Source organism: Synechococcus sp. RS9902, from assembly GCF_014279635.1.
Classification (GTDB): Bacteria; Cyanobacteriota; Cyanobacteriia; order PCC-6307; family Cyanobiaceae; genus Parasynechococcus.
In genome coordinates this window covers 2,053,216-2,064,041 of record NZ_CP047949.1, presented here as the reverse complement: position 1 = coordinate 2,064,041, position 10,826 = coordinate 2,053,216, and the positions used below count along the sequence as shown (strand labels likewise).

Sequence of the window (10,826 nt, the reverse complement as noted above, 5' to 3'; positions counted from 1 at the left end):
ACGGCGAGGTGGCTTTCGGCCAGAGGGCTTTTTCTTGTTCTCAATTCCTGCATTCTTTATCCCATCCGTGCGGCCATCACCGTGATCGTTGAATACGGGAAGGACTGGTGGACGTAGGACGTGATCTGGGTCGATGGCGGTGCTAGGACCCCGAGGGTGCCCACCCTGTTTCAGGTGGCTGATGTCGATATCGGCGTCATCAACTGGGTCAGCGCTGACTTGGTGACCCACATCGTTCCGCGCTGCTGAACGCAAATGGAAGCGGGCTGGTCGCCAGAAGCGAGCTAAAACGGGTGCTACTCCTTAGTTGCTGCCCTCTCATGCCATCCAACGGATTCAGCCTGGAACTGCCGATCGGCAAGGTCAGCAAGGTGAAGGACCACCATGGTGATTCGATTTATTCGGTGGATGAGCTGGGTTCCTTTGAAGGAAGCTTTGCCATTGCTCACAGCAAGAAGGAGCTGAAGCAGCTCATGAAGAGCGATGCGGATGTGGTCTACGACGAAAGAAAAGGCAAGCTCTATTTGAATTCCAACGGTGAGAAGAAGGGTAGGGGTAACAAGAAGAAGAGTGGATTGCTTGCCAATTTCAAGGGCAAGCCGGAACTGAATGCTCAGAACTTGAGGGGCTTTCAGCTCACAAGGGTGATGCCATCACAGGTGACGACATCAAGGATCAGATCACGGCACTGCAGGACGAGTTGTCTGACACTAAGGTCTCCAAGCTTTATGGCAAAACATTGATTGATGGCAAAAAAGGACTGAAGAACATTATCCAGGTAAACAAGAGAGAGGGCTACAAGTTCGAAAAAAAAGAACTCGGCGCTGCTCTTGATGATATGAATCAAGCTGGTGCATTCAATGATGTGGAACTGGATGATGCAGTCCTAGCAACTCTGCTGGGCATGGGTGGTGAGTAGCAGCAGGCATCTACCCAAAAAAGTTGAGTTGCTTGCACTGTCACCGCTCGCCTGGTGGCTTTTGTACTTGCTCATGGTGTTGATAAAAATCGGATGTTGTGAAGACATCATTGTTGAGATTGTGTGAGATGCCTATCTACTGGTTCAATACCTAGCGCATGTTGTCATTGACTGAATATCGCCCGGCTCTGTATCGAGTATAAATATTTCCCCTGTGCATCACCTATCCATCTTTCTTGCTTTTGTGCTTCACGTAAGAGTCTATTCTATTAGTAAAAGGTTTAGTTTGATTTCCGCCTAAGTAGTTTTGTTCTTCTTTGCCTGCCATCAGGCAGCCAGAACATTTTCACTTAAGCAAGCTACTGTTCTGGCTGGTGGCTGCTTGAAACATTCCTGAATGATCAGTTCTGAGCTGCAGCGTTTGTGGAGATTACAGAATCAATGGTTGATGACGGCTCCTTTGTTAACGGAGCGTGTGACCTGATCCCGTTGCGGATGACGCTGATTCACTTCCCTCAGCGCGAAATCTTCACCAACTACCTGCTGCGCGTTGAACTCGACTGGCCATGGGCAAAGCAACCAACGAAACAATAAAAAATGCGTTTCTGCCCCTCAGGGAATGATCCTTGTTGGCAGTAGCAACAGTATCTGTGTTGGCTTTGCGTCCGAGGAATGGGGTGTTTCAACTAGAACCGCGTATCGCTTGCTGAAAAGAGCCTGGGAGTCCATCCGCCACAACGTTGATCAAGTTGGGATTGACACATGCAGCTGTTGGCGCTGCCGATTCACTGGCTTCAAGCAGCGGCTGCGCAGGGTTTTCCAAAAGGGAATGCCGGCGCAAGTGTTGCTGCTGTTCGCGAGCTAAATCACCTTTGTGGACTGGGTTCTCCTGCTCATGAAGTCCATCGCCGTTAAGGCTTTGGATTACCAAAAGTGATTTGTAGCAAAAATTGGCTCTCGGCTTTCGCTGAGAGCCATTGGTGTGTCTAGCGCCCCCTGATGGATTCGAACCATCGACCGACTGCTTAGAAGGCAGTTTTAAAGCCCAGTGTTGATGGGACTTTTCTAGTCAGGGACTGGTTTTTCGCAGATCTGTGTAAGCGGTTGCAATCCGTTGCAAGCGTGATTTCACGCAAAAGTGAGTGCAGTGCGCTCACTTTCTTGCAATCTCCCTTCAGGACTCTGCAGCACCTTGCAGTCGCTGATGACGGACTGCCTCCAAGGCAGTTGCTCCATCACCCGCCAGGTGCTCCTCAGTGGTCTGGATCACATTAGCCATCTGCAATCGCTTGCTGGTTTGCGTCAGGTGGGCCAGCACCAAGCGGAAGGCCATCGCCACTGATTCCGGATCTTTCGATTGCATGAGCTCCAGCCAAGGCCTCTACAGCTGTTCCAGATCCGACAGGGCCATCAGGGCCACCATTTCCACGCACGGGATCTGGGCTGCGGGCATCAGCTGGGGAAGCGCACAGCAATCAGTTTGGCGGCCTTTCATTAGCCAGCAAAGACCTCTTTCTCTAGGGCATCGAGGCGCTTCAGGACGTCCTTGATCACGCCTTTGGCGCGGGGGTCCAGCGTCTGGATTTGATCGGTGAGGGAGCCATCTGCTGAGGCCCCTGGCAGGCAGCTGAGAACGCAGCCACGGATGTAGGCGGAGACGTTGGTGCCGCGTGCTGCGGCCTCAGATTTGATGCGATCTAGTAACTCAGGTTCGAGCTTGAGGGAAATGGCTTTAAGCGGGGCTGCGTCTGGCATCTGCGGCGCTTCTAGGGCGGTGGGCTCAACCTAACGATATATCCGGGGTATGACCAGGTATTGACAGCTGTTAGTAGGTCTGAGTATTACTGAGACATACCCAAGAGGTTCTCGCCCATGGCTAACCCCCTCTTCACCAAGACTGCGGCACGAATTGCAGCCGGCGCATCTGCTGCCCTCGCAGTCGGTGCTGCTTTCCTTGTCGCCGCTCCTGCTGGTGACACGGCAACAGTTGAGGTTGAGCCCAAGCGACAGCCGCTGTACTCCTACCAAGAGGAGTCAGTGGTGAAGAAGGGGCAAACGATCAAGTTCACGGGCACCACCACGCTGCACAACACCATCGGCATGGGCGCTGCAATTGGCGGCGTCTACACCTACGGAGGTGGCGGCTCTAAGACCCTCCAATTCGACTACACCCTGAGCTGCGCAAATAAGGACTTCGACCGCAACGGCGACGCCAACTACGTCTACGAATACGGCTGGCGACCGATTGCTGAAGACCCAACTGCTCAGGCAGTTCATGACCGCTACTGCTGAGAAGCCATGACCAAGATCACCACCAAGGAACTGGCTTTGATGCTTTCTGATTCGCCCTGAACGATTGCAGGCCAGTCGTTCTTGGTGGTGGCTTTAGATGGCTGAATCCAGTCCGTTGACAAGGCGTTGACAACGATCTGGGGATTCGGCCCGCGTTGACAACGATTCGGCGTCCAAGCGATCCAGCACCATCGCCCCCAGCAGTCGCTTGCTGTTCCAGGCCAGGTGGGCCAGCAGCAGGCGCACCGTGGTGGCCGCCACTTCGGGATCACCGGTGGCCAGACCATCAAGCCATGGGCCCTCCAGCCTTTCCAAATCCGCCAGACCCTGCCGCCTTGGCTGAAGTCGAGGAGGCGTTCATCGGAGCTGGCCTGCTGTGACTTCAGTAGCCCCGCTTCTTTTTGAGGATTTCGTTGGCCCTATCAACGGCGCTCGTTTCCTCTCCGTCTTCGGTCAGGCTGCCCCCTTGTTGTTCAGCAATCAGGCGAAGGATTCGCCGGGTTTTGAGATCGGGCATTGCTGCAACTGCAAGCAGCGCAAACGGTCCAATCAACAGGGCCAAAACGAACCAACGGATCCCGCCCACGCCTTTGTTGGATCCAGCAACGGAGCAGACAAAGCCAATAACCACCGACGCCACCAACCAAAGAAGAAACAGCACGCCCAGACCCTTCAGTCACTTGCCCTGTAGGTAGCCATGACCCACACGAGAGTCACTAAGTCGCAGAAGAAGCAGCGCCTCGAATGGGCGATGAAAAAGATCGACCAGGGCGTCGGTTTCAGCGAGCTTGCGTCCCTTGTGGCCGAAACATGGGGGTGCGGCCGCCGAAACGCCCGTGATGTCGTCGCTGCGGCTCACAAGGACTGGTTGGATGCTTGTTACGGCTCTGAGAAGATCGACCAGCGGGACTTGCTTTTCCAGCAGGTTGGACGACTCGAGCGCATCGCCCGCAAGGCAGAAAATGCAGGTCAGTTTTCAGCGGCAGTCGGTGCCATTACGGCGCTGAATCGAATGATGGCCTTGGGCGCTGACCAGAAGGGCTTTCGAGGTCATCCGACTCACTACTACCGGCGCTGATCAGAAGCAGCCCTCTGCCTTCAAATCATCTGTCACCTTCACAAGATCCGCTGAAGCAACAGGATCAGAGGCGACATCTCTGAGCCGCGCCTCAACGCGCGCCTTTGCGCGAAACATGGCATCGCACCTGAGGTAATCCACTGGAGTTCCGCAGGCGCTGAGCAGCAGCGGCAGGAGCAGGAGGAGTCGTTTCATGCCGTCAGTGTGGCTTGCGGTAATTCCTGTTGCGACAATTATTTGCGAGTCGGCTTTTGGCAGTCGTATCCGAAGGCAAGCTCTTTTTCTTCCCCTTTCCATCCCGCGGCCACGGTTGGATAGGCCGTCAAACCTTTCTTCAGTCCAAATGTCTTGAACGTCATTTCGCCTGTGCCTCGGTCTATGGAGATCTCGTCTCTTGACCAATCGCCATAGGAGCCGTCCTCGTTAATTGCTTGCACCCAGTCATCGTCTAAGACGATCTTTCTCGGTGTCACCTTGCGTACTGCGTACTCAACCTCCTCTTCTTTTCCGTCAAATACATATTCGTTGATCGCGATATCAAGTTTCGGGTCGATGAACCATGTTTCGTCTCCGGATTTATCTCCGCGAGTCCATGTGCATGTGATCTGGAACGGCTCATCCCCAGAAATGTCGGCAGCACCTCCGCAGGCCGCCAGGGTCAAGCAAGGGATGAGGGCAAGGAGTCTTTTCATGCCCTCATTGTGACCTCGCAGTCTTAAGTCCGCTTACGGCAACCTCTACCGCGGGGCTAAGGGGCTGCTCCGTAGGGTTTTTGCATGTTTAAGGAAGGCCCCCGCTACAAGGACAGTCCCGCCAAAGCTGGCGGCGAATTCGGACATATTTAGTCTTACAGAAGGTCAGATCTTCACAATCTTAACTCCGAATCCACTAAAGGAGTCAAGGGATATCCGCTCTATCCATCCTCTCGTCAGTCATTGCATTGGAAGCCAAGAAACACAGGCCATGTTTTATTGATGTTCTTTGGCTGTCTTCAATGGAAGAGCCTGAGGCGATATGACACTTACAAGCCCCGCTATTGCTGACGGGACTTCGTCGGCGATTAAGTCAAATCAAAGACTTGATCCACTTGGAGATAGTCAACGCTTTTCCCCTGTAGCAGTTTCTTGATAGTTTTATAAGGGTCGTCTTTAAAGCTAAACTCAAGATTGATTGAACCCATCTCATACTTCGTAGATTCGATGATTTCAAGCTCTTCTACAAGCGAGAAGGCTCCCCTACCCTTAGCAATTTTTTTATTGAATTTCTGGAAGCTTTTTTTCCTCTTTTTCTTATTTCCGGCGAAATTTATGATCAACGGATTCTCAAACTCGCTTCTATCGAATGTTCTGTAGTTTGCCTTTGTTATGACATCATTACCAAGCGGAATTGCTTTCGGCACCTCTGACTTCAAGATTGATCCTTTTCTGCCGTTACCTGCGGAGTAAGTCAAAAGGTTCTCAATCTGACTCGCAGACAGACCCTTATCTGCCTCTTTGAGCAAAGCCGCAACCCCAGCAACATGTGGAGAAGCCATGGAGGTTCCCTCAAATTTGGTATACTTCCCACCTGGCATTGAAGAGTAAATATCAACCCCTGGCGCTGTTATATAATCAAGTTTTTTGCGCCCAGCTTCATTAGAAAAAGATGCCATCTTTCCCTTCTTATTAACCGCTCCAACAGCTATTCCTGCATGGGTAGCATAAGCAGCAGGATAGGCAGGAGAAGATGCATACTCATTACCTGAAGCCATAACAACCACTACGCCTTTGTCACTCGCGTACTCTATAGAATCTAAATATGCACGGTCAGGCCAAGATCCACCCAGTGACATATTGATCACATCTGCGCCATTATCAACAGCCCAATAAATACCAGCAATAATATCTGATGTATATCCACCGTCTTCCGCTAGAACACGTACAGGCATAATTTTTGCTTCATAAGCTACTCCTGTGACCCCTTTGCCATCATTGGCTCCAGCAATAGTTCCCGCTACATGAGTCCCGTGCCCATCCGGATCATCGGCTTTCCTATCGTCGTCAACAAAATCATAACCTCTGACGATTCGCCTCTTAAATTCAGGGTTATCTAAGTCAACTCCAGTATCTATAACCGCCACTGTCACACCCTTTCCGGTGGCTCCACTAAATCCCCCTGCGCCACTCCAAATTTCAGGGACGTTGATCATATCCAACGGCCAATGGATGCCCCCAAGATCGCTGGCGCCTGGTAGATCAATATCCAGTAGAAATTCAAATGCTTTTTTTGCATCAACCTGCCCATATCCGTCCAATCTACTGAAGCCCTTTGGGGGCTCTGGAGTTGGTGAGGGTGTAGGGGCTGGAGCAGGGGTTGGTTCTGGCGTAGGTGTTGGTACAGGAGCAGGAGTTGGTTCTGGCGCAGGCTCTGGAGATGCAGGAATTGAAATAGCTGTAGTAGTGAATGATTCATCGAAACCATCTCCATCAGTATATGTGGTAAGTAGGCGAATTTTTTTGCCTTCTTCCTTACTAGTAATGTAAAAAAAAGATCCTCCTCCAATTGTCGACCAACTATTAATTCCTTCGGCTGATACTTGCCATGAATGTATAAAGGATCCATCTCCATCTGGGTCGGAAAGTTTTTGTCGTGCAATTAGTGTATTCCTTGCACTAAAATTACCGCTGACAGAAAAAATTTCGAAAGTCGCATTTCCATCATTTGTTGGTGCTGGAACTGGTTCTGGCGTAGGTGTTGGTACGGGTACAGGAGTTGGTTCTGGCGTAGGTGTTGGTACAGGTACAGGAGTTGGTTCTGGCGTAGGTGTTGGTACAGGTACAGGAGTTGGTTCTGGCGTAGGTGTTGGTACAGGTACAGGAGTTGGTTCTGGCGTTGGAGTTGGAATAGGTGCTGGTGTTGGTTCTGGGGTAGTCGCATCAATCGAAATATTTTCAAGAACCCCTCTCATCAAATCGCTACCGAAATCAATGCTTTGCCCATCGCTGTATTTTACTGTGTTTCCGATTATCCAATCTATACCACTTGAATTATAAGCATTAAGTCTGTCTACGCCATATTCATTAAGAATATCGCTGCTAAAGTCAATATTTTGCCCGTCGTTGTATTCTACTGTGTTTCCAATAATCCAAGAAATTCCGCTGCCGTTAAATTCTCTCAACCATTCCACGCCTTGATCTCGTAAAATATCACTGCTAAAGTCAATATTTTGCCCGTCGTTGTATTCTACTGTGTTTCCAATAATCCAATCTATACCGCTGCTATTGAAATTGGACGGATCATAGACAAAAGTCATCTGATTCCTGTGTGTTGTGAAGTCTTCGACCTTTGAACATAGTATCGCCGTTCCAGCCAGAAACCACCTCCCCCATCCGAGGGATTTGTTAGCCGGGCTTCATCCCCCATCTGGTTAGTCGCCCGGAATCTCGTCAACGCCAACCGTCCAAAACACCGGTTCAGGCTGACGCTTCACCTTCCCCTCACGCTTATCACTCACAGCCTTCAGCCCAGCTGCATTCGGCCATAAGTGTGGTTCACCTTCAATCACCTCCAGCACTTCATGACGCCTCACCCAGCGGCTCACACTGCCCTCTGTAGGGCCGCAAATGCTGCTGGATCCCATCAACCGCCTGATGCGCACATTCACCATGTGCGGCGCTGTCTGAACAACCACGCCATCAATCTCTAATCCCGCCCCGTCGTCATCACATAACGCCAAGCCAAACTCCGCCATCGTCACGCTTTGCGCCAACCGCACCACATCACCCTTCTGCAGTTCCATCAGTTGCTCCACATCAATGGATGAGGCCCGTTCTTCGTCCCTGTCTTCCACTTAGCCCGCCACCACTGCACCCCATATCTCGCCGCATCCAGGCTGTGATTCGCGCAACCGTCAGCGATCTTCTCCACATCCCGTGGATGCCTTGGCAGCGTCGGCCAAGTAGCCATTAACCCCTCACATGCCCTCGTCCACAGCAGCCATGGCGTCTCCGCATCACGCCCCGCTGCTTGCAGCATCGTGCGCACCAACGCCAACCCATTGGCCTCCCGTTGATTCATCTTCCCGGCCCGCAACAGCGGACACCCAGCAGCTTTGAAGTCCCCAGCGGTAGAACCGCGATCACTGCCCGTGGCGTTGAACACCGCGTCATCAGCCACCACCTTCGTGGTCCCTGGCCTCAACCCCCAACGGCTCAACCACTCAATGATTTCCACCGCCTGTTCAGCGTTGCTCAGGTAAGTGCCACGGGTCCAGTCCCGCTGCCCCCCAGCAGTAGAAGCCGCGACATAGAACTCATCCAACAAATGGATGCTGCCCTTCGGTGCTCCCTCCGGATCGGGCAGGCACAAGTAAGCAACCGTCGGGGCGCTGCAGCCCCAGTCCATGCAGACGAACGCCTTCCGCAACTGATCAGGCCTCAACCCCCCTGGCTTCACGTCCCGCAGTGATCGCCGGATGGCAAAACTGCTGCCGAAGAACGCACCCGCAATATCAACGTCCAACCGCCCATGCAGCCACGCATCCAGCAGGGCAGGGTCATCCGCAGCGGCAACACGGATGTTTCGCAGGTACTGATCGAGATCAATGTGCTGATTCGAGGCAGCCGTGAACGAGGCAAAAATGCAGTGCTTGCCTAGGTCTTCACTGAAGAACCGCGATGCCTTGCCCGGTTCGGGATAGCCCGCTGGAATCCCATATCGGGCTTGCAGCCAAGGGTGGGCAGGGCCACCAGGGTTGCCCAAAAGGAGCGTCCGTGTCGGCACTCCAGCAGGGCCACGCAATGTGGCCGCGGCCGTGTCGATAAAGCTGGAATCAAAGTGCGCACCAACCTCGTCGTGGACCGCCAGCACGAATGAACGGCCCTGCAACCTGGCCAGTGCCTTGACTTGTTCGCTGGGGCCGCTGCCCACATAGGCCAGCTCCACACGGCCATAGGGCATGTCCTTGCCCCCCAGCCTGAATGTGAGATCACTGCTGCTGTAGGTGGTGCCTGGGAATGCCTGGGTGAAATACCGCCAGAGCAATCCCTGTAATTCGGTCAAACCTTGGAAGGTTTGGCGTGTGACCAGTGCCGCGAACTTGCTTTTGAAGTGGGCTGCATCCCTGGCCAGCACCATGGCAATTCCCCAGCTTTTGCCGGTGCCACGGGCCGAGATGATGCACAGGTCATCCCCGAATGGCGCGTCCAGCATCAACTGCTGGGTGAGGGTCGGGTCCTTGATTTCGGGCCCTGGTGCGGCGGGTGCTGGTGCCGGTGCTGTGGTCATGACTCTTCGCTGTCGAGGATTTCTTCTGCTGCCTGGATGTGGCGGGCCAGTTCTGTGAATTGCCGCAGCTGGGTTTCACGCTTCTCTTGCTGAATCCCCACCGCGACCTGCACTGCAGCAGGGGAGTGGGGGCACCACTCCAACAACGTCTCCTGCAAGGCGGTGAGCTGCGATTCGTCCGGGTCCTCAACGTCAAAGCTGTTCACGGCCAGACGCACCACGAAGCGATCAGGCATCAGGGCAATGGGCACTGCCCATGCCGTTGTGGGAATGCCCCAGAGGGCAAGCCGCATCAGCTGAGCCCTGCCACCACGAATCCACTTCAAGGCCAAGCGGTGCCACTGATGCTGCAGCCAGCGGCGGTACTTAGGGGCCCGACGTTCAGCACGCATCAGCTGGAGGAGATGGCCTGGCCCCTGGATGAAGCCGTTCATCAGAACAACTCCTTTTGACGCGGGTCAGCCGTCTGGGTCAGGTCACCCATCCCTGCTGCTATTGACTTCTGTAGTCCTGAATCGACTTCTGTTGACACTGCGTTGACATCAACGGTTTCTGGCTCGCTGTTGCTGGACCACCGGTCTGCAAATGACGCCCCATCAGCAGGTGCGCTCAGGTTGATCACCGTGGCCTGATTGCTCACCTCTGCAGCACGGTCGGTCACGCCCAGGAATTGCGCCCACCTGTCAGCTGATCGGGCCAATGCTTCGGCAGTGCGGGGGTCGATGCCACGGGTGCGCCTGATCTCCTTTGAACCGTCATTGCGTTCGATCTCAACGATGCGACCTTCATCGGCTTGCCGTGCAACTTCACCGGCGAGGTGGCCAAGGGTGTTGGAGAACAGCTGATCAATAGAGATGCGGCGTTCTTCCAGATCAATGCCGCGTTCAATCACCAACTCTTTGCCTTTGCTGATGGCGAGATGGACTGTCTGCGTTGACTTAATGGAGAACTCTTCCTGAATGGTCCGGACAGAGTTGCCCTTCATGTGGGCTTCGTAGATAGCGATATTCCGCTGATCTTTTGCCTCCGATTTGCGAAGGCGAGACCGAGTCTGTTTGTTATCTGTTTGTCCCATACCAACAAGATTAGCTCCCCAAAATCCCCCCTTTAGTCCCCCTATTTGTCCTCCCATAGATCCCAGTCACTCACTGTGGTTGTGCCTTAAAGGGGGGACGGGGGACCAGACCCCCTTGTAAATAAGAATTCAGAGAGTATTTGTAGATATAGAAGAGATAGAGTCCCCTCTTTCTTTATCTCTGAAAACCCTTTGTG

16 protein-coding genes and 1 pseudogene are annotated in these 10,826 nt (G+C 53.2%); 7 read left to right on the top strand and 10 right to left on the bottom strand.

Going from position 1 to position 10,826, the window contains the following annotated elements; all coding sequences use genetic code 11:
• Positions 1–63 precede the first annotated feature (63 nt).
• From SynRS9902_RS11445 to SynRS9902_RS11425, 5 genes and pseudogenes are all read left to right on the top strand, one after another.
• Positions 64–249, top strand: a pseudogene (locus SynRS9902_RS11445) (DUF3104 domain-containing protein).
• Positions 250–320: 71 nt separating this feature from the next.
• Complete coding sequence (locus SynRS9902_RS11440; RefSeq protein WP_186509206.1) at positions 321–743, top strand: hypothetical protein; 423 nt, start codon at positions 321–323, stop codon at positions 741–743.
• A complete protein-coding gene (locus SynRS9902_RS11435) occupies positions 701–919 on the top strand; it encodes a hypothetical protein (protein ID WP_186509205.1) in 219 nt (72 codons plus the stop codon). The genes SynRS9902_RS11440 and SynRS9902_RS11435 overlap by 43 nt, the downstream gene beginning before the upstream one ends.
• A gap of 441 nt (positions 920–1,360) precedes the next feature.
• Positions 1,361–1,513, top strand: a complete 153-nt coding sequence (locus SynRS9902_RS11430; protein WP_186509204.1) for a hypothetical protein — start codon at positions 1,361–1,363, stop codon at positions 1,511–1,513.
• 610 nt (positions 1,514–2,123) lie between these two features.
• Positions 2,124–2,261: a hypothetical protein gene (locus SynRS9902_RS11425; RefSeq protein ID WP_186509203.1), complete on the top strand. Its 138-nt coding sequence runs from the start codon at positions 2,124–2,126 to the stop codon at positions 2,259–2,261.
• A 152-nt stretch (positions 2,262–2,413) separates the two neighbouring features.
• On the opposite strand, the gene SynRS9902_RS11420 is transcribed toward SynRS9902_RS11425, so the two are convergent.
• Positions 2,414–2,674, bottom strand: a complete 261-nt coding sequence (locus SynRS9902_RS11420) for a CopG family transcriptional regulator (RefSeq protein WP_186509202.1) — start codon at positions 2,672–2,674, stop codon at positions 2,414–2,416.
• Positions 2,675–2,791: 117 nt separating this feature from the next.
• On the opposite strand from SynRS9902_RS11420, the gene SynRS9902_RS11415 reads away from it, so the two are divergent.
• A complete protein-coding gene (locus SynRS9902_RS11415; RefSeq protein ID WP_186509201.1) occupies positions 2,792–3,211 on the top strand; it encodes a hypothetical protein in 420 nt (139 codons plus the stop codon).
• A 93-nt stretch (positions 3,212–3,304) separates the two neighbouring features.
• Here the strand turns inward: SynRS9902_RS11415 and SynRS9902_RS11410 are convergent, their stop codons facing one another.
• Together SynRS9902_RS11410 and SynRS9902_RS11405 are read right to left on the bottom strand one after the other, a co-directional pair.
• Complete coding sequence (locus tag SynRS9902_RS11410) at positions 3,305–3,526, bottom strand: hypothetical protein (RefSeq protein ID WP_186509200.1); 222 nt, start codon at positions 3,524–3,526, stop codon at positions 3,305–3,307.
• A gap of 67 nt (positions 3,527–3,593) precedes the next feature.
• Entirely contained in the window at positions 3,594–3,872 is a 279-nt protein-coding gene (locus SynRS9902_RS11405) for a hypothetical protein (protein ID WP_186509199.1), read from the bottom strand.
• 36 nt (positions 3,873–3,908) lie between these two features.
• Here SynRS9902_RS11405 and SynRS9902_RS11400 point away from each other — a divergent pair, with 36 nt between their 5' ends.
• The gene (locus SynRS9902_RS11400) at positions 3,909–4,289 is read left to right on the top strand and encodes a hypothetical protein (RefSeq protein WP_186509198.1); all 381 of its coding nucleotides are present in this window, start codon (positions 3,909–3,911) and stop codon (positions 4,287–4,289) included.
• Here SynRS9902_RS11400 and SynRS9902_RS11395 read toward each other — a convergent pair whose 3' ends face one another.
• The 7 genes from SynRS9902_RS11395 to SynRS9902_RS11365 form a co-directional block, all read right to left on the bottom strand.
• The gene (locus SynRS9902_RS11395; protein ID WP_186509197.1) at positions 4,290–4,484 is read right to left on the bottom strand and encodes a hypothetical protein; all 195 of its coding nucleotides are present in this window, start codon (positions 4,482–4,484) and stop codon (positions 4,290–4,292) included.
• A gap of 38 nt (positions 4,485–4,522) precedes the next feature.
• A complete protein-coding gene (locus SynRS9902_RS11390; RefSeq protein WP_222929463.1) occupies positions 4,523–4,981 on the bottom strand; it encodes a hypothetical protein in 459 nt (152 codons plus the stop codon).
• A gap of 368 nt (positions 4,982–5,349) precedes the next feature.
• Positions 5,350–7,581 (bottom strand): S8 family peptidase, encoded by a 2,232-nt coding sequence (locus SynRS9902_RS11385; protein ID WP_186509195.1) that lies wholly within the window; start codon positions 7,579–7,581, stop codon positions 5,350–5,352.
• A 114-nt stretch (positions 7,582–7,695) separates the two neighbouring features.
• Entirely contained in the window at positions 7,696–8,067 is a 372-nt protein-coding gene (locus SynRS9902_RS11380; RefSeq protein WP_222929462.1) for a hypothetical protein, read from the bottom strand.
• Positions 8,067–9,554: a hypothetical protein gene (locus SynRS9902_RS11375; protein ID WP_186509193.1), complete on the bottom strand. Its 1,488-nt coding sequence runs from the start codon at positions 9,552–9,554 to the stop codon at positions 8,067–8,069. The genes SynRS9902_RS11380 and SynRS9902_RS11375 overlap by 1 nt, the downstream gene beginning before the upstream one ends.
• Positions 9,551–9,988: a hypothetical protein gene (locus SynRS9902_RS11370; protein WP_186509192.1), complete on the bottom strand. Its 438-nt coding sequence runs from the start codon at positions 9,986–9,988 to the stop codon at positions 9,551–9,553. Before SynRS9902_RS11370 ends, SynRS9902_RS11375 begins: the two co-directional genes overlap by 4 nt.
• Positions 9,988–10,686, bottom strand: coding sequence for a hypothetical protein (locus SynRS9902_RS11365; RefSeq protein ID WP_186509191.1), 699 nt, complete (start codon positions 10,684–10,686; stop codon positions 9,988–9,990). Before SynRS9902_RS11365 ends, SynRS9902_RS11370 begins: the two co-directional genes overlap by 1 nt.
• Positions 10,687–10,826 lie beyond the last annotated feature (140 nt).

What these genes read in the sequence shown, in the direction of transcription:
- SynRS9902_RS11440 (WP_186509206.1), top strand. Translation starts at nt 321, where the DNA reads ATGCCATCCAACGGATTCAGCCTGGAACTGCCGATCGGCAAGGTCAGC.
- SynRS9902_RS11430 (WP_186509204.1), top strand. Translation starts at nt 1,361, where the DNA reads ATGGTTGATGACGGCTCCTTTGTTAACGGAGCGTGTGACCTGATCCCG.
- SynRS9902_RS11425 (WP_186509203.1), top strand. Translation starts at nt 2,124, where the DNA reads ATGACGGACTGCCTCCAAGGCAGTTGCTCCATCACCCGCCAGGTGCTC.
- SynRS9902_RS11420 (WP_186509202.1), bottom strand. Translation starts at nt 2,674, where the DNA reads ATGCCAGACGCAGCCCCGCTTAAAGCCATTTCCCTCAAGCTCGAACCT.
- SynRS9902_RS11415 (WP_186509201.1), top strand. Translation starts at nt 2,792, where the DNA reads ATGGCTAACCCCCTCTTCACCAAGACTGCGGCACGAATTGCAGCCGGC.
- SynRS9902_RS11400 (WP_186509198.1), top strand. Translation starts at nt 3,909, where the DNA reads ATGACCCACACGAGAGTCACTAAGTCGCAGAAGAAGCAGCGCCTCGAA.
- SynRS9902_RS11395 (WP_186509197.1), bottom strand. Translation starts at nt 4,484, where the DNA reads ATGAAACGACTCCTCCTGCTCCTGCCGCTGCTGCTCAGCGCCTGCGGA.
- SynRS9902_RS11390 (WP_222929463.1), bottom strand. Translation starts at nt 4,981, where the DNA reads ATGAAAAGACTCCTTGCCCTCATCCCTTGCTTGACCCTGGCGGCCTGC.
- SynRS9902_RS11385 (WP_186509195.1), bottom strand. Translation starts at nt 7,581, where the DNA reads ATGACTTTTGTCTATGATCCGTCCAATTTCAATAGCAGCGGTATAGAT.
- SynRS9902_RS11380 (WP_222929462.1), bottom strand. Translation starts at nt 8,067, where the DNA reads ATGGAACTGCAGAAGGGTGATGTGGTGCGGTTGGCGCAAAGCGTGACG.
- SynRS9902_RS11375 (WP_186509193.1), bottom strand. Translation starts at nt 9,554, where the DNA reads ATGACCACAGCACCGGCACCAGCACCCGCCGCACCAGGGCCCGAAATC.
- SynRS9902_RS11370 (WP_186509192.1), bottom strand. Translation starts at nt 9,988, where the DNA reads ATGAACGGCTTCATCCAGGGGCCAGGCCATCTCCTCCAGCTGATGCGT.
- SynRS9902_RS11365 (WP_186509191.1), bottom strand. Translation starts at nt 10,686, where the DNA reads ATGGGAGGACAAATAGGGGGACTAAAGGGGGGATTTTGGGGAGCTAAT.